Below are 19,994 nucleotides of genomic sequence, written 5' to 3' on the forward strand. Positions count from 1 at the left end.
CGTTCCGGCCTGAAATTTCAATGATCGGGCGCGGGGGGCCGGCGTTACTTTTTCCGGGGCCGTGCCGGGGCCTTCTTCGCCGTCCGGGCTTTCAGGAAATGGTCGATCCCGGCCTGGGCCACGTCCATGTCCTGTTCGGGAGCACCCCCGGAAATGCCGATGCCGCCGACCACGTCGCCGCCGGCCGTCACGGGCCTGCCGCCGCCGACCAGGGAGAACCGCCCGCCGAGTGCCTGTTGGATGCCGAAGGTCAATTGGCCGGGCAGGGCGGCGGCGTTGTATTCGTGGGTCGCCTTGCGCGACACGGCCGCCGTGGTCGCTTTTTCAACGGCCAGGGTGGTGCTGAGTATCTTGCCGCCGTCCATGCGCTCGAACGCGATCAGGTGGCCCGATTCGTCCACAATGGCGATCACCATGGGCACCTTGATCGCGTTGGCGCGTTTCGTGGCGCCCCGGATCAGCAGGCGTGCGTCCTCCAGGGACAATCTTTTGATTTCAAGCATGTCGGCCTCCACCTCTCCCGGTTATAATCGGGCCGTTCAGCCATGCAACGACTTTCGCCCCGGCCACGGCAGGAGGAAACCATCGACACCCACTGGCGATCCCTCGATTCCGCCTTTCCCCTGGCGGCCTATGCCTGCCGGTCGGAAGCCTCGCGCGGGCGCCTGCACCCGGAGGGCGAAAGTGCGACCCGGGGGGCCTTTCAGCGCGACCGCGACCGCATCATCCATTCCGTTGCCTTCCGCCGGCTGGCCTACAAGACCCAGGTTTTCGTCAACCACGAGGGCGATTTCTTCCGTACGCGGCTGACCCATTCGCTCGAGGTCTCGCAGATCGCGCGCTCCATCTGCCGGTTCCTGCACCTGAACGAGGATCTGGGCGAGGCCCTGGCCCTGGCCCACGACCTGGGCCATCCGCCCTTCGGCCATGCCGGGGAAGACGCCCTGAAAGAGGTCATGGCGCCCTACGGCGGGTTCGACCACAACGCCCAGTCTCTGCATGTGGTGACCAAGCTGGAGGAACGCTATCCCGGCTGGGACGGCCTGAACCTGACCTGGGAAACCCTGGAAGGCGTGGTCAAGCACAACGGCCCCCTGATCAATGCGGGTAACCGGCCGCTGCCCCGCGCCATCGCCGAATACCAGAACCTACAGGATCTGGAACTGCACACTTACGCCGGGGCCGAGGCCCAGGTCGCCGCCATCGCCGACGACATCGCCTACAACAACCACGACATCGACGACGGCCTGCGCGCCGGGCTGTTCACCATCGACGACCTGAAGGATGTGCCCCTGGTCGGGCGCATCTTCCATGATGTGCGCCGCGACATGCCCGATTTGGACGAATCGCACCTGATTCACGAAGCCGTGCGCCGCATGATCGGGGACATGGTCTCCGACGTGATCGCGGAAACCCGCCGCCGCCTGGACGACGGCAAGCCCGACAGCCCCGACGCCGTGCGCGCCCTGGGCCGTCCCGTGGCCGGGTTTTCCGACGACATGCGCGAATGGGACGCGGCGCTGAAGAAGTTCTTGTTCGACAACATGTACCGGCACTACAAGCTGAACCGCATGACCAGCAAGGCGCGCCGCGTCGTCAAGGACCTGTTCTGCCTGCTGATCCGCGAGCCCGAATGCCTGCCGACGGAATGGCGGGCCAAGGCCGAGGGTCCGGAAACCCAGGCGACGGCGCAGCATCTGTGCGATTTCATCGCCGGCATGACCGACCGCTACGCCGGCGAGGAACACCGCCGCCTGTTTGACCTGCACGCGCGGACGTCGTAGACGGGCCGTGCCGAGAAAAGACTGAGTTTCGAGGGATCGACATCATGGCCCGCCGGCCCACCAGCGATATCCGCGTCTCCGCCTCCGACGCGCTTGAGTTCGAACCGGAGCCCCGGCGTCGGCGGGGCATCCCGACCACGGTCTGGCTGTTGCTGGTGCTGATCCTGGTCACGGCGGCGGGGTTGGGCGGTTTCCTGTTCGGCGACCGCCTGGCGGGGTTGAGCGGCGAGGAAAGTGGCCAGGTGCCGGTGGTCCATGCCGCCGAGGGCGCCATCAAGGTGCGGCCGGACAACCCGGGCGGCCAGGACATTCCGTTCCGCGATTACGACATCAACAAGCGCATGCAGGGCGAGGCGCCGACGGGCCGGGTGGAAAACCTGCTGCCGCCGCCGGAACAGCCCAGGGAATTACCGCGGGCCCAGGCGTCGACGGCGTCGACGGCGCCGGCCCAGGTGCCGCCGGTGCCCGCCGCCACGGCGGGCGCGCAGCTGGCGCCGCCCACGGAACAATCGAATGCCGAGGCCCTGTTACCGTCGGCCCCGGCCCCGGCACCCAAACCGGCGGCGCCGACGTCCATGCCGGCCCGCGAGGTCGCGCCGCCGCCGCCTGCGACGGTGGCCAAGGCGCCGACGCCGCAACCGGCCCCGCCGCCGCCCGTTCCGGCGTCTCCCGCAGCGTCTTCCACGGGGGGACCCATTGCCCTAGTCCCGAAATCCGCGACGGCGGCTCCCGCCGCCGCGCAGCCGACTCCGGTCGCCAAGGTTGCGCCGCCCCCTCCGAGCGCACCGGCCGCGACGGAAACGGCGGCACTCAGCGGTTGGCAGGTACAGCTTGCCGCGTCCCGCGCCGCCACGGCGGCCAAGGCCGAGGGCGAGCGCCTGAAACAGAAGCATTCGGACGTGCTCGGCAAGCTGGCGGTCAATATCGTCCGCGCCGACCTGGGCGCCAAGGGCGTATTCTACCGTATCCGCCTGGGCCCGGCCCGGGACAAGGACGAAGCCCGCGCCGTCTGCGCCCAGCTTGCCAAGCGGGGGCAGGGGTGCCTGGTGATCGCCCCCGGCAAATGACCGGACAGATGACCGGGCGCAAGGGGCCGCCCCGGGCCGCGGTTTTCGGCTGCGAAGGCCCGGCTCTGTCGGACGCGGAGAAGCGGTTCTTCGAGGACGCCAATCCCCTCGGCTTCATCCTGTTCGCGCGCAACATCGAGACCCCGGATCAGGTCCGCGCGCTGGTGCGTGATCTGCGCGCCACCGTCGGCGACGCCGCCGCCCCGGTGCTGATCGACCAGGAAGGCGGGCGGGTGCAGCGCCTTAGGCCGCCGCACTGGCCGGACCGGCCGCCCGCGTCCCAGTTCGCGGCGGCCTACCGGGAAAACCCGGACCGGGCGTCGGCGGACCTTGCGGCGAACGCCCGGGCCATCGCCCGCGACCTGGCCGGCCTGGGCATCACCGTCGATTGCTGGCCGGTGCTTGACCTGCCGCAGCCGGGGGCCGATCCGATCATCGGCGACCGGGCGCTGGGGGCGGACACCGCCGCCATCGCGGCGCTGGGTGGGGTCATCATCGATGCCCTGCACGCGGGCGGCGTGACGCCGGTCATCAAACACATTCCCGGTCATGGCCGCGCCACGGTCGACAGCCACAAGGCCCTGCCCGTGGTCGCGACGGACCTCGCCACCCTGCGTGACACGGACTTCGCGCCGTTTCGGGCGCTGAACGCGGCCCCTTGGGCGATGACGGCCCATGTCGTCTATACGGCCGTCGATCCCGGCACCTGCGCGACGTTCTCGCCCAAGGTGGTGGATCGGGTGATCCGCGGCGACATCGGCTTCGACGGCCTGCTGATTTCCGACGACCTGTCCATGCATGCCCTCACGGGGGCCTTCGCCGAACGGACGCGGCGCGCGCTTGCGGCGGGCTGCGACGTGGTCCTGCATTGCAACGGCGTGATGGCCGAGATGGCGCCCGTGGCCGAAGCCGCCCATATCATGACCGACAAGGCCCTGGCCCGTGCGGCCCGGGCGGAAACTCAGCGCCGTGCGACGGAGACAACTGCATGATGACCGATATCGATGTCGCGGGGCTGCTCTATACGGCCTCCGTCTGGGTCCTGCCCGTGTTGCTGGCCGTGACCTTTCATGAAGCTTCGCACGGCTTCGTCGCCAATATGCTGGGCGACGCCACGGCGAAGAACCTGGGCCGCGTGACCTTCAACCCGCTGAAGCATATCGACCTCTTCGGCACCATCCTGCTGCCGGCCCTGTTGCTGCTGGGCTCCGGCGGGCGATTCATGTTCGGCTATGCCAAGCCCGTACCCGTGAATTTTTCCCGCCTCAACCGGCCGCGCCGCGACATGGTCTTCGTCGCCGCCGCCGGGCCGGGGGCCAACCTGATCCTGGCGGTATTGTCCGCCGTGGCCTTGACCAGCGTCGCCGCCCTGCCGCCGGAACTGAGCGAATGGATGGGGCGCAATCTGGTCAATTCCGTATGGATCAACCTGATTTTGGCCGTGTTCAACATGCTGCCCATACCGCCCCTGGACGGCGGACGCGTGGCTGTCGGCCTGTTGCCCGATTTCCTGGCGATTCCGCTTGCCCGGTTGGAACGGGTGGGATTCCTGATTATCCTGGGGGCCGTGTTTCTGTTGCCCCTGATCGGCGATCAGATCGGCATGGATTTGAACGTGTTCTGGTGGCTGGTGGGGGTTCCCGCGTCGGCCCTGATGAATTTCCTGTTCGCGGGCCTCGGACTCGCCTAAAACCCGGGCGACCGGGCCGGAAACGCAGGGCCGGAAATGCAAGGAATGGCATGAGCGACGATTTCGATACCCCGGAGACGCCGACGGTGCACCGCGAGGTCATCTTCGTGGTCGATCTCGACGGCTATGAAGGGCCGCTCGACGTTCTGCTGTCCCTGGCCCGCGACCATAAGCTCGACATCACCCAGATTTCGATCCTGGCCCTGGCCGATCAGTACCTGAAGTTCATCGCCGCCGCCCAGCAGACCAACCTGGAGATCGCCGCCGACTATCTGGTCATGGCGGCCTGGCTGGCCTACCTGAAATCGCGTTTGCTGCTGCCCGACCTGGGCGGCGAGGACGAACCCACGGGTGAGGAGATGGCCGCCGCTTTGGCCTTCCAGATGCAGCGCCTGGAAGCCATGCAGAACGCCGGCCTGCTGCTGACCGAGCGATCGCAACTGCGCCGCGACTTCTTCGCCCGGGGCGCGCCGGAAAAGCATCCGGTGGAGACGGAACAAATCCTCGACGTGAACCTGTACGAGCTGTTGCAGGCCTATGCCCGCCAGCGCCGGCGGGGTGCGGGCGGCGACCGGACGTTGCACATCGAACCGTTCGAGGTTTATACGGTCGAGGACGCGCTCAAGCGCCTGCGCCATCTGCTCGGCCGGACCCCCGACTGGCAGTCCCTGTGGACCTACCTGCCCGAGGAACTGCGGGGCGGGCTGTTCGGGAAGTCGGCGGTGGCGTCCACCTTCGCCGCCAGTTTGGAACTCGCCAAGGAAGGCAAAGTGAACATTCGCCAATCCGATATTTTCGGCCCGATTTACCTGCGGGCCCGCACTGACGGCGGCAACAACACCGATTCCGCCACCGGTCCCCGCGTGGTCGCGGGCAGCGATGCCGACGGCGGGGAGCAATAGACCATGAGCGACGTCAACCGCGATCACCTGCGCCTGCTGGAAGCCGTGCTGTTCGCCTCGGCCGAACCGCTGACGGAACGGGTGCTGTCCAACCGCCTGCCCGAGGACGCGGACCTGAAGGCCCTGTTGGCCGAACTACAGGACCAATACGCCGGGCGCGGCGTCAACCTGATCCGCGCTGGCGGGTCCTGGGCGTTCCGCACGGCGGAGGATCTGGCGGCGCAGATGACGAAGCACATCGAGGTCACGCGCAAGCTGTCGCGCGCAGCCATCGAAACCCTTGCCATCGTTGCCTATCACCAACCCATCACCCGGGCCGAGATCGAGGAAATCCGTGGTGTGTCCTTGAGCAAGGGCACCATGGACATCCTGCTTGAGGAAGGCTGGATCAGGCCCCGCGGTCGCAAGGACGGGCCGGGCCGGCCGCTGACCTGGGGCACCACGGACGGCTTCCTCGATCACTTCGGGCTGGAAACGCTGCGTGACCTGCCGGGCGTCAAGGAACTGAAGGCCATGGGGCTTCTGGAATCCGGGCCGGCGCTCAACGTCTACCGTTCCCATGGCGAGTTGACGGACGGCGGCGGCGTCGATACGGAAGACGATAACGAGGGCGATGCCCCGCCGCCCGGCGGCGCCGACATTACCGAAGACGACCGCATCGACACCCTCGATCCCGATGACGGTCTGACGCCCGCGGGGTAGGGGATAGGCGGCGGGCCGGGCGAAGATTTCCGCCTGCCGGACTTATTCGCGAAAGCGGGCCGAAAAGCCTTGCATGACTGGTCGATTCCCTTACATCTATCCCCGTCAGGGGGGCTGACCGGGGGCATTGCGGCACTACTTCGTATCTGCCATCATCCGGCTTCCCACATCGTAAAAACCACAAGAGAAAGCAGAAAATGGGTACATTCAGCATCTGGCATTGGCTGGTTGTCCTGGTCGTTGTCCTCGTTCTTTTCGGCGGCGGCGGCAAAATCTCGCGGCTCATGGGGGATTTCGGTAAAGGTCTGAAATCGTTCAAGAAAAGCATGAAAGAGGACGACGAGGCCACGGACGGAACGGCCGAACGCAAGGCGATCGACGGCGAACCGGCCGACAAGCCGTCGCAGACGGCCGCGACGGAGAAAGACAAGGCCGCCGGCTAACCAACGCGGGCAGCGTGTCCTTTTGAATTTGGACCCGCCCGCTCATTCATAAAGGCCAAACGGAGTACCGCGCCGCCATGTTCGATATCGGCTGGCAGGAACTGTTCATTGTCGCCATCCTGGCGATCGTCGTGATCGGTCCAAAGGATCTGCCGCGCGCCGTGCGCACGGTGATGCGCGCGATCCGCAAACTGCGGTCCATGGCCGGGGAGTTCCAGGCGGGCCTGGACGAGGTCGCGCGCGAGGCCGAACTGGACGACATCCGCCGCGAGGCCAACAAGATCGCCCATTACGACGTGACCCGCGAGATCAAGGAAAACCTTGACCCGGACGGCGAGATCGAAAAGGCTGCCGATCTTGACGGCGCCGTCCGCGACACCATGACCGAGGCCAAGACAACCTCGGCCGAGGCGACACAGCCCGCCGTGGACGCACCCGTGACGGCCACCACCCCACCGCCGCCGAGCGAGCCGGTCACCACCGCTGAGCCGGCGGCAGGACCCGCCGCCGACACGGCCAAGACCTAGGCGCCCCGATGGCCGACACAGCCCACGACAACTTCGATCCGGATGGGATCGGCGCCGACGAGAGCAAGATGCCGCTGCTTGAGCATCTGCTGGAACTGCGCACGCGCCTGATCTACTGCTTCGCGGCGCTGATCGTGCTGTTCTTCATCGCCTATGGGTTTTCCGAACATATCTACGCCTTCCTGGTTCATCCGCTCGCCGACGTCATGCACGATGCGGGCGGCCAGCGGCGGTTGATCTACACGGCCCTGCACGAAGCCTTCTTCACCTACCTGAAGGTCTCGTTCTTCGCCGCCCTGTTCGTGGGGTTTCCCTTCATCGCCATGCAGTTCTGGGGCTTTGTCGCGCCGGGCCTGTACAAGCACGAAAAGCGCACCCTGGCGCCGTTCCTGGTGGCGACGCCGATCCTGTTCTTCATGGGCGGGGCTCTGGTCTACTATTTCATCTTCCCCATGGCCTGGAAGTTCTTCCTGGGCTTCGAATCGGCGGGCATCGACGGCTCCCTGCCGATCCAACTGGAAGCCAAGGTCGATCAGTACCTGTCCCTGGTCATGCAGTTGATCTTCGCCTTCGGCATTTGTTTCGAACTGCCCGTGGTGATCACGCTTCTGGCGCGCATCGGCATCGTCAATTCCAAGGGCCTGCGGGCCAAGCGCAAGTACGCCATCGTCATCGCCTTCGTCGCGGCGGCGATCCTGACACCGCCCGACGTCATCAGTCAGATCGGTCTGGCCGTGCCGACCATCATGCTCTACGAAATCTCCATCTGGTGCGCGCGCCTGGTCGAAAAGAAACGGGGCGACGAGCCGGACGTCGAGGACGACGACCTGGACGACGCGGATGACGACGCCGAGGATCAGGACCAGACCGCCAAGACGGCCCCCGAGCCCGGTCCGTAGCCCTTCGGCTTTCCCCGCGCATAAACGCCCCGCCGCCCCTGGACGGGGCCGGTTCGCCCGCCTATAAGTGCGCGAAAGGATCCCGGCGCCGCGGCCCCGCAAGCCCGTGCCGCCGCCCCGCCAACGACACCCCGAAGAGACCGCGATGTTCGACATCAAATGGATCCGTGAAAACCCCGACGCCTTCGACGCGGGGCTCGCGCGCAGAGGCCTTCCGCCCGCCGCCGAGGGGTTGATCGCGCTCGACAAAAAGCGCCGTACCGCCGAAACCCGGGCCCAGGAAATCCAGACCGAACGCAACGCCCTGTCCAAGCAGATCGGCATCGCCAAGTCGAAGGGCGAGGACGCCACGGAGATTCTGGCCAAGGTGTCGCAGTCCAAGGACGCGCAGGCCGCCGCCGAGGCCGAGGCCAAGGAGGCGGAACAGGTGTTGGATGACGCCCTGTCCGGCATCCCCAATCTGCCGGCGGCCGACGTGCCCGACGGCGCCGACGAAACCGCCAACGTGGAAATCCGCAAGTGGGGCGTGCCCGGGACCTTCGACTTCATGCCGAGGGACCATGTCGACCTGGGCGAGGGCCTTGGGTTCATGGATTTCGAGAACGCGGCCAAACTGTCCGGCTCGCGCTTCGTCGTGTTGTCCGGCCCCCTGGCGCGGCTGGAACGCGCCATCGCCAATTTCATGCTCGACCTGCACGTCGGCGAGCACGGCCTGACCGAGGTGGCACCCCCGACCCTGGTTAACGACGCCGCCATGTACGGCACGGGCCAGTTGCCCAAGTTCGCCGAGGACCTGTTCCATACGGACAACGGCTATTGGCTGATCCCGACGGCCGAGGTGCCCCTGACCAACCTGATGGCGGGCGAGATCGTCGACGACGACCGGCTGCCCTTCCGCTATGCGGCGCTGACCGACTGCTACCGCTCCGAAGCCGGGGCCGCCGGCAAGGACACTCGCGGCATGATCCGCCAGCACCAGTTCAAGAAGGTCGAGATGGTGACCATCTCGGCCCCCGAATCCTCCGACGCCGAGCTGGAACGCATGACCGGCTGCGCCGAGGCGGTGTTGCAGAAGCTGGGCCTGCCTTACCGCGTCGTGGTGCTGTCCACGGGCGACATGGGGTTCGGGGCGCGCAAGACCTACGACATCGAAATCTGGCTGCCGGGGCAGGGGGCATACCGGGAAATCTCCAGTTGCTCCAACTGCGGCGATTTCCAGGCCCGGCGCATGAAGGCGCGCTGCCGTGTGAAGGGCGAGAAGGGGACGCGCTTCGTGCACACCCTGAACGGCTCCGGCGTCGCCGTCGGCCGCGCCCTGATCGGCGTGCTGGAAAACTATCAGCAGGCGGACGGATCAATCACCGTGCCGGATGTCCTGCGGCCCTACATGGGCGGGCTCGAGGTCATCGGAAAAGCATGACCCGCCGCCACATCGATCTGAGCCAGGCCCGGGTGCTCATATCCAACGACGACGGCGTCCATGCGCCGGGCATCAAGGTTCTGGAAACCGCCGTGCGCGCCGTGGCCCGCGAGGTCTGGGTCGTCGCCCCAGAAACGGAACAATCGGCGACCAGCCATTCCCTGACCCTGCGCCGCCCGTTGCGCATCCGCAACGTGTCCGACGGGCGCTTCGCCGTGGACGGCACGCCGACGGACAGCGTGCTTCTGGGGGTGAACAGGGTCATGAAGGACCTGCGCCCCGATATCGTCATGTCCGGGGTCAACCGGGGCGGCAACCTGGGCGAGGACGTGCATTATTCGGGCACCGTCGCGGCGGCCATGGAAGGGGCGCTCTTGGGCATACCCTCCGTCGCCTTTTCCCAGGAATACGACGACAACCGCAACGTGATCTGGGAAACCTCGGAATTCTGGATGCCGAAGATTCTGGAACGTCTCGTTGGTTACGACTTCGATCCGGCGATCCTGCTGAACGTGAACATTCCCGACTGCCCGCCCGGCGACGTCATTGGCATGGAGGTCACGCGCCAGGGCCGGCGCAAGATCGGCGGCGAAATCCAGCAGGGCCGCGACCCCCGGGGTGACGCCTATTACTGGGTCGGCGTGCAGCGCGACGAGGAAAAGTTCCAGGAGGGCACGGACCTGGACGCCTGCCGGCGCAAGGTGATTTCCATCACGCCCCTGAGCCTCGACCTGACGGCGGGGCGGGAGCTTGACCGCCTGCGCGAGGTGTTCCCGTGAACCGGCTCCGCCCCGCGCTGGAAGAGGCCTTGGCGGCGGAGCGCGAGGAACTGCTGGAAAGCCTGCGTCGCCTGGGCGTCGCCGACGAACGGGTGCTGGAAGCCATCGGCAGGGTGCCGCGCGAACAGTTCGTGACCGAGGCCTTTCAGGACCGGGCCTACCGCAACCTGGCCCTGCCCATCGGCCATCAGCAAACCATCAGCCAGCCCTGGGTGGTGGCGCGCATGACCGAGGCGTTGGAGGTCACGGACCGCACCAAGGTGCTGGAGATCGGCACCGGCTGCGGCTACCAGTCGGTGGTGCTGTCGCTGCTGTGCCGCCGGCTTTACACCATCGAGCGCCACAAGGGCCTCAAGGACGAGGCCGAACGGCGGTTCCGCCACTTCGGCCTGACCAACATCACCACGCATCTGGGCGACGGCTCGCTCGGCTGGCCCGAACAGGCGCCGTTCGAACGGATCATCGTCACCGCCGCCGCCGAGGACATTCCGCCCGTGCTGCTATCGCAACTGGCCGAGGGCGGGATCATGATCGTGCCGGTCGGCAGCCAGTCCGGCGACGGCGAACAGCGCCTGTACCGGGTCGACAAGGGCCCGCTCGGCCTGGAGATCGAGGACATGGGCGAGGTCCGCTTCGTGCCCCTGGTGGCGGGCGTCGCCGCACCGGCGTAACAGCGGGCATGAGGACACAAATGGCCGGGAATTGGCGCGGTATCGGACGGGCGGGGACGGCGGCGGTGCTGCTGTGGATGCTGGCCGCCTGCGGCGCCGCCGAATGGCCGCCGCGCGGTGAGGCGGTGGGGGCGGTCCCGCGTGCGCAAACCCAGGTTCAAGCCCCCGTGCGCGCCGTCGAAGGCGTGGAGGCCCGGCGCCGCGACGGCGGGGACCTGACCTTCGTCGGCGCTTCGGCCGTGCGGGTCGGCCCGGGCGATACGCTTTATGCCATTTCACGCCGCCATCGGGTCGGCCTGCGCCCCCTGATCGAAGCCAACGGCCTGGAGCCGCCCTTCATTCTGCACGTCAACCAGCGCCTGGTCCTGCCGCGCGGGCGTCAGCACACCGTTTCCGCCGGGGAAACGGTCTATGCCATCGCCCAGAAGTACGATGTGGAGCCCAACGAACTGGCGCGCATCAACGGCATCCGCCCACCCTACACGATCCGCGTGGGCGAGGACCTGTTGATCCCGACCGGCACTCTGCAATCGGTCAAGGCACCGCGTCGTCCGGAGCCGGATCCGGCGGCCGCTCAGGCGGCTGCCCCGTCATCCACCCAGGTGACGCCGCCGCTCCGGCCCAAGGCGTCGGCGGCCGTGGCGAACCGCGTCCTACCGGGTCCGCCCAAGCGCAGCGGCAGCGGGTTTTACTGGCCCGTCTCCGGGGGGCGGGTGATTTCGCGCTTCGGGGTCAAGCAAAGCGGCCTGCGCAATGACGGCATCAACATCAAGGCGCCCCGGGGCACGCCCGTGGTGGCCACGGAAAACGGCGTCGTCGCCTATGTCGGGAACGAACTGCGCGGGTTCGGCAATCTGGTCCTGATCAAGCACGACGGCGGCTGGATTTCGGCCTATGCCCATACGGACCAGCTGGCCGTGACCAAGGGCGACCGCGTCCGCCGGGGCCAGAAAATCGCGACCGTGGGCGACAGCGGCGGGGTCGGCGAGCCGCAACTGCATTTCGAGTTGCGCAAGAACAAGCGCGCGGTCAATCCGCAGCAGTTCCTGTCGTCGAAGCCGACCTGATTTCAGGATTCGATCTTGCGCTTGGCCTGGGCGAGAAGCTCGCGCGCCATGGCTTCCTGGCCTTTTTCGGCGGCCAGCCAGGCCTGCTCGATCATATGCTTGATGGACGGCGGCAGGTCCACCACATCGTGGGCCATCTGTTTCAGGTCCGCGATGCTGGTACGCCAGTCGCCGTCATCTGACGATGCCGCCATAACACGTATTCCCCGTTCCCTAGCAACCACTTAGCATAGCACAAACGGTGTGCTCGGCCAGTTCCCGCATTCATTGAATACGACAAGGTGGTTGCAAGAATGTCACGGAGGCGGTGACGCCGCGGCTATTCCAGGTTCTTGCCCAGGCGTCCGGCCAAATTCTGGATGTACTGCCAAGCCACGCGGCCCGAGCGCGAGCCCCGGGTGACCGACCATTCGTTGGCTTCGCGGCGCAGGTCGATGTCGGGGCCGTCCAGGCCGTAGCGCCTGGCATAACCTTCGACGATCTGGAAATAGGTCTGCTGATCCAGGTTGTGGAAGCCGAGCCATAGACCGAAGCGGTCCGACAGCGACACCTTTTCCTCGACCGCCTCGCCGGGATTGATGGCGGTGGAGCGTTCGTTTTCGATCATGTCGCGCGAGATCAGGTGGCGGCGGTTTGACGTGGCGTAGAACAGCACGTTCTCGGGCCGTCCCTCGATGCCGCCGTCGAGCACGGCCTTGAGCGATTTGTAGGACGTGTCCTCGGTATCGAAGCTGAGGTCGTCGCAGAACACCAGGCAGCGCCGCCCGCCGGCGCGCAGCACGGACAGCAGGGCAGGCAGGGAGGGGATGTCCTCGCGGTGGATTTCCACCAGCACCAGGGACCCGGGCTGCTCGGCGTTGATTTCCGCGTGCAGGGCCTTGACCAGAGAGCTTTTCCCCGTGCCGCGGGCCCCCCACAGCAGGGCGTTGTTGGCGGGCAGGCCCTTGGCGAAGCGCTGGGTGTTGTTCATCAGCTGTTCGACTTGCATGTCGATGCCGCGCAACAGGCCCATTTCGACCCGGTTGACCTTGGGCACGGGCTCCAGCCAGGAAGTGTCGGCGTGCCAGACGAAAGCGTCGGCGACGGACATGTCGTTTTCGGGGACGGGCGGCGGGGCGAGACGGTCCAGCGCATCGGCGATGCGGTCGAGGACCTTGTACATATCGATATCGGTCATGGCGGCGGAAATTAGGCCGGAGAGCGCAAGGCGTCAATCGTCTGCGTGCCATCTATGGCGCGGGGGCGGCGCCGGGCAAAAATTCGCCGGTTTGCGTTTGCATCGCGCGGTCTTGCGGTTATAGTCCCGCGCACCCAAATAAAACGATCGGTTTCCGGGTATTTAAGAACCGCCCCCGACGGTAAATGCGGGGGGAATGAGGAGATAAACATGTTGATTTCGCCCGCGTATGCCCAGGCCGCCGGTGGCGGTGGTGGTGGCGGCATTGAGGCGTTCCTGCCCCTGATCCTGATCTTCGTGATCTTTTACTTCCTGCTGATTCGTCCGCAGCAGAAGAAGATGAAGGAACATAAGCTCATGCTCGAAGCAGTCCGGCGCGGCGACAAGGTCGTCACGGGCGGCGGCATCGTGGGCACGGTGACCAAGGTCAACGAAGGCGACGAGGTGGTCGTCGAGATCGCCGAGGGCATCAAGGTCAAGGTGCGCAAGAGCACCCTGGCCTCGGTCGAAAGCAAGTCCGAGCCTCAGGCCGATTCCGGCAAGACCGCCGACAAAGGCGACGCCGCCAACGACGAAGGCGCCGCCAAGAAGAAGCCGGGCGGTCTGCGCGGCCTGCTGGGCGGCGGCAAGAAGGACGGCTGATCCCTTGCCCCTGTCCTTCGTTTCGTCCCCTTTCTGACACGTCCGGTTTAAGCACCCATGGTCTATTTCCCCAAGTGGAAGGTTGCGTTGGTCCTGGTGGTCTGCCTGCTGGGCGTGGCCTATTCCTTGCCCAACTTCCTGCCCAAATCGATGACCGAATCGCTGCCCGGCGGGTTGCCGAGCCAGCAGGTCAACCTGGGCCTGGACCTACAGGGCGGCTCGCACCTGCTGCTTGAGGTCGAGGTCGACGAGGTCGTCAAGCAGTACCTGGAAGGCATCGCCGAAAGTGCCCGCGCCGAGTTGCGCACCGCGCGCATCCGCGCCCGCGCCCTGGGCGTCGACGGCAATACGGTGGTCGTCACCATCGCCAAGGCGGATGAGGTCGAGAAGGCCCGCAACCTTCTGAAGCCGATCGAGCCGGGGGCCCAGGTCAGCGTCGACGGAGACAGAATCACCATCACGCCCCTGGAACAGACCTTGTTGGAGCGGCGCTCGTCCGCCTTGCAGCAGTCCGTGGAAATCCTGCGCCGCCGTATCGACGAGACGGGCACGCGCGAGCCGACCATTCAGCGCCAGGGCGATAACCGGGTGCTGGTCCAGGTGCCGGGCCTGAAAGACCCGGAACGCCTGAAGGCGATCATCGGCAAGACGGCCAAGCTGACGTTCCAGTTGGTCGACATGGAAAATTCCGTGGCCGAGGCTCGCGAGCGCGGCCGCGTGCCGCCGGGCAGCGTGCTGCTGGAGGCGACCGAGGAAGACCGCGCCGTCGGCCGCCAGGACGCCTATCTGGTCAAACGCCGGGTGCTGGTGTCGGGCGAGGACTTGGTCGACGCCCATCAGAGCTTCGAACAGCGTACCAACCAGCCGGTCGTCGGCTTCCGCCTCAACGCGCGCGGGGCCAAGAAGTTCGGCGACGTGACGACCAAGAACGTGGGCCGCCCCTTCGCCATCGTGTTGGACAACAAGGTCATCAGCGCGCCGGTGATCCGCGAACCGATCATCACCGGCAGCGGCCAGATTTCCGGCTCGTTCACCGTGCAGTCGGCGCAGGATCTTGCCCTTCTGTTGCGCGCGGGCGCCCTGCCGGCGCCGATTTCGATCCTTGAGGAACGCACCGTCGGCGCCAGCCTGGGCGCGGACAGCATCGCCGCCGGGGAAACCGCCTGTATCGTCGGCCTGATCGCGGTGATCGTGTTCATGGTCATCGCCTACGGCAAGTTCGGGGTGATGGCCAACGTGGCGCTGATCTTCAACCTGTTGCTGATTTTGGCGGTGCTGTCGGTGATCCAGGCGACGCTGACGCTGCCCGGGATCGCCGGGATCGTGCTGACCGTCGGCATGGCGGTCGACGCCAACGTGCTGATATTCGAACGCATCCGCGAGGAAGTCCGCGCCGGGCGCACACCGATCAGCGCCATCGACGCCGGCTACAGCCGGGCGCTGACCACCATCATCGATGCCAACGTAACCACGCTGATCGCCGCCGTGCTGCTGTATGCCTTCGGATCCGGGCCGGTGCGGGGGTTTGCCGTGACGCTCGCCGTCGGCATCGCGACCTCCATGTTCACCGCGATCATGGTCACCCGCCTGATGGTCGTCGTCTGGCTGCGCCGCACGCGGCCGCAGGAATTACCGGTCTAGGCGCCGGGTAGGATAAAGATCATGCGTCTGCTCAAACTTGTCCCCGACGACATCAACATTTCCTTCATGTCGTTCCGCAAGGTGTTCCTGACGATGTCGGCCCTGGCCGTCGTGGCGTCGCTGGCCTTGGTGTTCGTCAAGGGCATGTCGTTCGGCATCGATTTCCAGGGCGGCATCCTGATCGAGGTGCGCATGCCGCAGGCCGCCAATCTGAGCCAGATGCGCGGACAATTGGGTGCGCTCGGTCTGGGCGAGGTCAGCCTGCAGGAATTCGGCAACCCCGCCGACGTGTTGATCCGCATCGGCGCGCAGGACGGCGACGCGACGGCGCAACAGGCCGCCGTGGCCGCCGTGAAAGACGCGCTTGGGGCCGGTGTCGATTACCGCCGCGTGGAATTCGTTGGGCCCAAGGTTTCGTCGGAACTGCTGATTGACGGCGTTCTGGCCGTGGTCGCGGCGATCGTCGCCATGCTGATCTACATCTGGCTGCGCTTTGAATGGCAGTTCGGCCTGGGCGCCGTCATGGCGTTGACCCATGACGTGTTCCTGACTCTCGGCATGTTTTCCCTGCTGGGTCTTGAATTCAACCTGTCAACGGTGGCCGCCGTGCTGACCATCGCCGGGTATTCCATCAACGACACGGTGGTCGTGTTCGACCGCATCCGCGAGGACCTGCGCAAGTACAAGACCAAGCCGGTGCCGGATCTTTTGAACGACTCGATCAACGCGACCCTGTCCCGCACCTTGATGACGTCCCTGACCACCCTGGTGGCGCTGCTGGCGTTGTTCTTCCTGGGCGGGGAGGTGATCCGCGATTTCTCCTTCGCGATGATTTTCGGTATCATGGTCGGTACCTATTCGTCGATCTGTGTCGCTTCGCCGCTGCTGCTCTATACCAACGTGGCCGCCCGCGCCCGCGGCACCGGCGACGCCAAGGAGGCGGCGGAAACGCCGTAAGCGAAGACCAGCGCAATGCCCGGACTTGACGTCACGCCCCTGGTTCCCGCCGGCCGGAAGATCATCCAGGCCTACGGGGACGGGCGGTTCCGCGTCGCCGGCGAGGCCTTCGAGACCTCGATCCTGATCTGGCCCGACCGCTGCGTGGCCTGGGCCGCCAGTACCGTCGCCGACCTGGACGCCGACGCCCTGCATCTGGCCATGACCGGACCGGGGGCGTCCGAGCCCCATGCGGAAATTCTCATCATCGGCTGCGGCGCGGCGTTTGTGGCGCCGCCCAAGGGCCTGCGTCAGGATCTGCGCGCGCGCGGCATCGCCGTGGAATGGATGGATACGGGGGCGGCCTGCCGTACCTTCAACGTCCTTCTGGGCGAGGACCGCCGCGCCGCGGCGGCCATTTTGGCCGTCGACTGACACGCATCGGGACGGCTTTTCTTTATATCCCGGTTTCTGTATACTAACGGCCTTCCAGAAGGATATTCCGACTCCCAGAATGGGAAAACGATCCAGAAGGACCGCTCCTTTACGGAGCCGTGCAAAGAAAATGACAGACGTAACCAAAGTGGGGGGGGTGACCTCCCAGCTCGTAAACCGTCCTGTTCCTCCCTCGAAAAGCACCGATAAACCGGCTGTGACCGGCGGCGATACCAAAGCCGGCGAAGCCAAGGGTGCGCCCGCGACCTTCAACCTGCCCAGCGCGATTTCCGGTGGGCAGACAAAGGAGGTTTCGGCGGCGGAGGCGCTCAAGACGGTGTTCGCCAGCCTGAGCAAGGCATTCTCCGAGGCCGAGGACAATCCTCCGGCCTCCGGCGCCGCGCTCGAAGCCCTGCTGTCCGACTTCAAGGTCGCGGCTCCCTTCCTTGACCGCGTGTTGGCGGCCCGCAAGAGCGAGCTGACCGCCGCCGGTGATACGGAAGGTCTGAAGACCCTGGATGCGACCCTGGCCGAGGCAGAGGCATCGCTTGCCGATGCCCGTACCCAGCTTGAGGGCGTGGCGGACGAGGTGCCGGACGAAGAGGTGGTCGAAGATCCCGCGGTGACGGCGGCGTTGAACGCAATTCTCGGCGAGGGGCGGGATATCCCCGCGTTTTCCGCCGACGAACTGCGCGAAGGCCGCAAGGAATTCATCGCCCTGGTGTTCGACGACATCGCCGATTCCATCGGTCGTCACCGCACGGCGGGCGTGCAGACGGCGTCCTATACGCTGGGCGCCTTCGGCGGCACCAATCTGACAACCTAAACGGCGGCCTTTGCTGTTTGGCTTTCGCGGTCCGTGCCGGAGGCACGGCCCGATTTCGCGCGCCTATCGTCCGTCAGCTTCTGCATCGTGCCGGTTGGATAATGAATCGGGCCACCCTTCTCGCGCGGAAGGGCAGGAGAACGCTTCAAGGATCGCCAATCCAGGCCCAAGCCTGCTGGACCGAGCGGAACAGACGATACTCCGCGTTCGGGGCGCTTTGATAATGCTCAACGTAATACTCAAGCAGATCGAGGATCTTTTGGTTCTGCGCGACCATCGCCATCTTGCGGAATCCGTCCTGATTGCTTGGCACGTCCGCATCCCGTTCGCCGACTGAATCGGCCATTTCCCGGGTCATCGACCAGATACAGTCAGCATCCATGTCGGAAAAATCGCACAGGGCGTATTCGAATTTGTCGTGGTTGGGCAGGGCTCTGATGGTGACCCGTGATTCAAAAAAGTCGGAAGGTGGGACAAAGCCGAAATAGCGGACGAAGATACCCCTGTCGTATTCCTTGAATTCAAACGGCATGGTGCGGCTCGATCCTGCTCAATAGGCTCATGCAATATTATGCATGCATGCATTGGCAGCCACCAAGAAAATGACTTGAAACGAAAAACGGGGCGCCTTTGGGGCGCCCCGTTCTTGTCGGAAATTCGGCTTCTGTTAGAACACGTTCTGCGCCGACACCATGGCATAGAGCATGGGGATCGAGAGCAGCGTGTTGGTGCGCGAGAACAGCATGGCCGTGCGCGCGGCGGCCGCCTTGGCTTCCGGCGTCGCCTCGACGATGCCCAGAGCCTTTTTCTGGTTCGGCCAGATCACGAACCACACGTTGAACCACATGATGATGCCGAACCACATGCCGATGCCGATGGCGGTCGACTTGGCGACGCCGCTTTGCAGGCCCAGGGTCATGGCATCGACCAGATAGCCGTTCATGCCGGCCAAGATCAGGCCGGTGACGATGGTCGCCATGGCGCCCCAGCGGAACCAGAACAGGGCGGCCGGCGCGATGACCTTGCCGATGGCCGGTTTCTGTTCGTCCGGAATTTTGCCCATGTTCGGAATCTGGACGAAGTTGAAATACCACAGAAGGCCGATCCACATCACGCCGGACAGCACATGCAGCCAGCGGACCAGGAAGGCGGCCCAGGCGTGTCCGCCGGGCTGTCCTTCGCCGGTGATGCCGGCGACGGCGAGAACCATGAGAATGGTGAGAATGAAACCGGCGATCACCGTGTTTCGTAAGTTTGACAGGATTGCGGCCATTGCCCGATCCCTCCTTCGACTTGTTTGTCTATTAACCCCAAAAACCCGGCGGTCGGGCTGAAAGCCCCAATAAACCCGCCCGCATGTCTCGGAATATAAGGCCTGACAGGGCTGCATCAACGATATTCCTCGTCCTCAATTCCGATTAGAGGCATATATCAAGGCACACCGCGCCTTGCGCGGCCCATCCTACAACGCCCGGAAACGGGGGAAATTCACGTCCATCATGGCAAATAACGCCGAATCATCGACCCGGATTCCGACGCCGGAGGCCCTGGCGCCGGTCATGGCGGACCTGCGCCGCGACGACCGCGACCGCTATTTGACGGCTCTTTTGGCGCCGCCGGAAGCCCGCGAAGGCCTGATCGCGCTCTACGGTTTCAACCTGGAAATCGCCCGTGTGCGGGAAACCGTGTCGGAGGAGTTGATCGGCCGCATGCGCCTGCAATGGTGGCGCGACCGCCTGGACGACATTTACGCGGGCACACCGCCCAAACATCCCGTGGCCGAGCCGCTGGCTTGGGCCGTCGCCCGGTTCGCCGTGCCTCGGAAGGTGTTGGAGGACCTGATCGCCGCCCGTGAGGATGATCTTGCGGGCGTGCCGCCGGAAAGCCTCGCGGCCCTTGAGGACCATGCCCGGCGCACGGCCGCCCCCGTGGTCTCGCTCGCCCTGCGCGTGTTGGGGCAGGACAGCGGCCCCGCCGCCGCTGCCGCGGCGGACGTCGCCATGGCTCAGGCCCTGATCGGCATTCTGCGCGCCGTGCCCTTTCACCTGCGGGCCGGGATGGTGCGTCTGCCGGGCGACATGTGCCGCGCGGCGGGGCTGGATTTGGACCGTCTGCGTGACCGTGGGCCCACAGGGCAGGAAGCGGCGCTTGCCTCGGTCGTGGCCCGCATCGCGGCACGGGCCGGGGAGGCGCTGACGTCCGCGCGCCGTCATCGGGTGCCGCGCCGGGCCCTGCCGGCGCTGTTGCCGGCACGCCTGGCGGCCCGCGACCTGAAGCGCCTGACGCAGGCCGGGTTCGACCCGTTCGCGGGGTCGGTCATGCGGGTGGATGGATTGCGTCCCCTGGTCCTGCTGATGGCTCGTCTCGGCGGGAAATTCTAGGGCGC

The 19,994-nt window shown here is 65.9% G+C and carries 24 protein-coding genes; 19 read left to right on the forward strand and 5 right to left on the reverse strand.

The features are described 5' to 3' along the window. Positions 1-44: 44 nt before the first annotated feature. The gene (locus RJ527_15340) at positions 45-503 is read right to left on the reverse strand and encodes a heme-binding protein (protein WND75397.1); all 459 of its coding nucleotides are present in this window, start codon (positions 501-503) and stop codon (positions 45-47) included. A gap of 42 nt (positions 504-545) precedes the next feature. On the opposite strand from RJ527_15340, the gene RJ527_15345 reads away from it, so the two are divergent. The 13 genes from RJ527_15345 (at position 546) to RJ527_15405 (ending at position 11,951) form a co-directional block, all read left to right on the forward strand. Then, positions 546-1,784 carry a deoxyguanosinetriphosphate triphosphohydrolase gene (locus RJ527_15345; protein WND75398.1) on the forward strand — a complete coding sequence of 413 codons (1,239 nt, stop codon included), beginning with the start codon at positions 546-548 and terminating at the stop codon, positions 1,782-1,784. Between the two features lie 44 nt (positions 1,785-1,828). Then, positions 1,829-2,851 carry an SPOR domain-containing protein gene (locus RJ527_15350; protein WND75399.1) on the forward strand — a complete coding sequence of 341 codons (1,023 nt, stop codon included), beginning with the start codon at positions 1,829-1,831 and terminating at the stop codon, positions 2,849-2,851. Beyond that, positions 2,848-3,843 (forward strand): beta-N-acetylhexosaminidase, encoded by a 996-nt coding sequence (gene nagZ, locus RJ527_15355; GenBank protein WND75400.1) that lies wholly within the window; start codon positions 2,848-2,850, stop codon positions 3,841-3,843. Before RJ527_15350 ends, nagZ begins: the two co-directional genes overlap by 4 nt. Next, positions 3,840-4,541 carry a site-2 protease family protein gene (locus RJ527_15360; GenBank protein WND75401.1) on the forward strand — a complete coding sequence of 234 codons (702 nt, stop codon included), beginning with the start codon at positions 3,840-3,842 and terminating at the stop codon, positions 4,539-4,541. Before nagZ ends, RJ527_15360 begins: the two co-directional genes overlap by 4 nt. A 50-nt stretch (positions 4,542-4,591) precedes the next feature. Next, on the forward strand, positions 4,592-5,443 hold the full coding sequence (locus RJ527_15365) for a ScpA family protein (GenBank protein ID WND75402.1): 852 nt from the start codon (positions 4,592-4,594) through the stop codon (positions 5,441-5,443). Positions 5,444-5,446: 3 nt separating this feature from the next. After that, complete coding sequence (gene scpB / locus RJ527_15370; protein ID WND75403.1) at positions 5,447-6,145, forward strand: SMC-Scp complex subunit ScpB; 699 nt, start codon at positions 5,447-5,449, stop codon at positions 6,143-6,145. 197 nt (positions 6,146-6,342) lie between these two features. Then, complete coding sequence (locus RJ527_15375) at positions 6,343-6,588, forward strand: twin-arginine translocase TatA/TatE family subunit (GenBank protein WND75404.1); 246 nt, start codon at positions 6,343-6,345, stop codon at positions 6,586-6,588. A gap of 77 nt (positions 6,589-6,665) precedes the next feature. Beyond that, positions 6,666-7,115, forward strand: a complete 450-nt coding sequence (gene tatB, locus RJ527_15380; protein WND75405.1) for a Sec-independent protein translocase protein TatB — start codon at positions 6,666-6,668, stop codon at positions 7,113-7,115. A gap of 8 nt (positions 7,116-7,123) precedes the next feature. Further along, entirely contained in the window at positions 7,124-8,014 is an 891-nt protein-coding gene (gene tatC / locus RJ527_15385) for a twin-arginine translocase subunit TatC (GenBank protein WND75406.1), read from the forward strand. Between the two features lie 145 nt (positions 8,015-8,159). Next, the gene (gene serS / locus RJ527_15390) at positions 8,160-9,434 is read left to right on the forward strand and encodes a serine--tRNA ligase (protein ID WND75407.1); all 1,275 of its coding nucleotides are present in this window, start codon (positions 8,160-8,162) and stop codon (positions 9,432-9,434) included. Then, positions 9,431-10,213 (forward strand): 5'/3'-nucleotidase SurE, encoded by a 783-nt coding sequence (gene surE, locus RJ527_15395; protein WND75408.1) that lies wholly within the window; start codon positions 9,431-9,433, stop codon positions 10,211-10,213. Before serS ends, surE begins: the two co-directional genes overlap by 4 nt. Further along, positions 10,210-10,884, forward strand: coding sequence for a protein-L-isoaspartate(D-aspartate) O-methyltransferase (locus tag RJ527_15400; GenBank protein WND75409.1), 675 nt, complete (start codon positions 10,210-10,212; stop codon positions 10,882-10,884). Before surE ends, RJ527_15400 begins: the two co-directional genes overlap by 4 nt. A gap of 20 nt (positions 10,885-10,904) precedes the next feature. Continuing rightward, complete coding sequence (locus RJ527_15405; GenBank protein WND75410.1) at positions 10,905-11,951, forward strand: LysM peptidoglycan-binding domain-containing M23 family metallopeptidase; 1,047 nt, start codon at positions 10,905-10,907, stop codon at positions 11,949-11,951. Between the two features lie 2 nt (positions 11,952-11,953). On the opposite strand, the gene RJ527_15410 is transcribed toward RJ527_15405, so the two are convergent. Then, a complete protein-coding gene (locus RJ527_15410; protein WND75411.1) occupies positions 11,954-12,145 on the reverse strand; it encodes a hypothetical protein in 192 nt (63 codons plus the stop codon). Between the two features lie 125 nt (positions 12,146-12,270). Next, on the reverse strand, positions 12,271-13,128 hold the full coding sequence (locus RJ527_15415) for an ATP-binding protein (protein WND75412.1): 858 nt from the start codon (positions 13,126-13,128) through the stop codon (positions 12,271-12,273). Positions 13,129-13,338: 210 nt separating this feature from the next. On the opposite strand from RJ527_15415, the gene yajC reads away from it, so the two are divergent. The 5 genes from yajC to RJ527_15440 all read left to right on the forward strand — a co-directional run bounded on the left by yajC (position 13,339) and on the right by RJ527_15440 (position 17,608). Continuing rightward, complete coding sequence (yajC, locus tag RJ527_15420; protein ID WND75413.1) at positions 13,339-13,770, forward strand: preprotein translocase subunit YajC; 432 nt, start codon at positions 13,339-13,341, stop codon at positions 13,768-13,770. A 57-nt stretch (positions 13,771-13,827) separates the two neighbouring features. Next, positions 13,828-15,411 carry a protein translocase subunit SecD gene (gene secD / locus RJ527_15425; protein WND75414.1) on the forward strand — a complete coding sequence of 528 codons (1,584 nt, stop codon included), beginning with the start codon at positions 13,828-13,830 and terminating at the stop codon, positions 15,409-15,411. A 21-nt stretch (positions 15,412-15,432) separates the two neighbouring features. Next, positions 15,433-16,368, forward strand: a complete 936-nt coding sequence (gene secF / locus RJ527_15430; GenBank protein ID WND75415.1) for a protein translocase subunit SecF — start codon at positions 15,433-15,435, stop codon at positions 16,366-16,368. Between the two features lie 15 nt (positions 16,369-16,383). Next, positions 16,384-16,782 (forward strand): Mth938-like domain-containing protein, encoded by a 399-nt coding sequence (locus RJ527_15435; protein WND75416.1) that lies wholly within the window; start codon positions 16,384-16,386, stop codon positions 16,780-16,782. 217 nt (positions 16,783-16,999) lie between these two features. Next, complete coding sequence (locus RJ527_15440) at positions 17,000-17,608, forward strand: hypothetical protein (GenBank protein ID WND75417.1); 609 nt, start codon at positions 17,000-17,002, stop codon at positions 17,606-17,608. Positions 17,609-17,753: 145 nt separating this feature from the next. Here the strand turns inward: RJ527_15440 and RJ527_15445 are convergent, their stop codons facing one another. Both RJ527_15445 and RJ527_15450 read right to left on the reverse strand, forming a co-directional pair. Next, on the reverse strand, positions 17,754-18,140 hold the full coding sequence (locus RJ527_15445) for a hypothetical protein (GenBank protein ID WND75418.1): 387 nt from the start codon (positions 18,138-18,140) through the stop codon (positions 17,754-17,756). 135 nt (positions 18,141-18,275) lie between these two features. After that, a complete protein-coding gene (locus RJ527_15450; GenBank protein ID WND75419.1) occupies positions 18,276-18,881 on the reverse strand; it encodes a urate hydroxylase PuuD in 606 nt (201 codons plus the stop codon). A 226-nt stretch (positions 18,882-19,107) separates the two neighbouring features. On the opposite strand from RJ527_15450, the gene RJ527_15455 reads away from it, so the two are divergent. Then, positions 19,108-19,989 carry a phytoene/squalene synthase family protein gene (locus tag RJ527_15455; protein ID WND75420.1) on the forward strand — a complete coding sequence of 294 codons (882 nt, stop codon included), beginning with the start codon at positions 19,108-19,110 and terminating at the stop codon, positions 19,987-19,989. Positions 19,990-19,994 lie beyond the last annotated feature (5 nt).

The sequence above is a fragment of the Thalassospiraceae bacterium LMO-SO8 genome, from assembly GCA_031655335.1.
GTDB lineage: Bacteria > Pseudomonadota > Alphaproteobacteria > Rhodospirillales > Casp-alpha2 > UBA1479.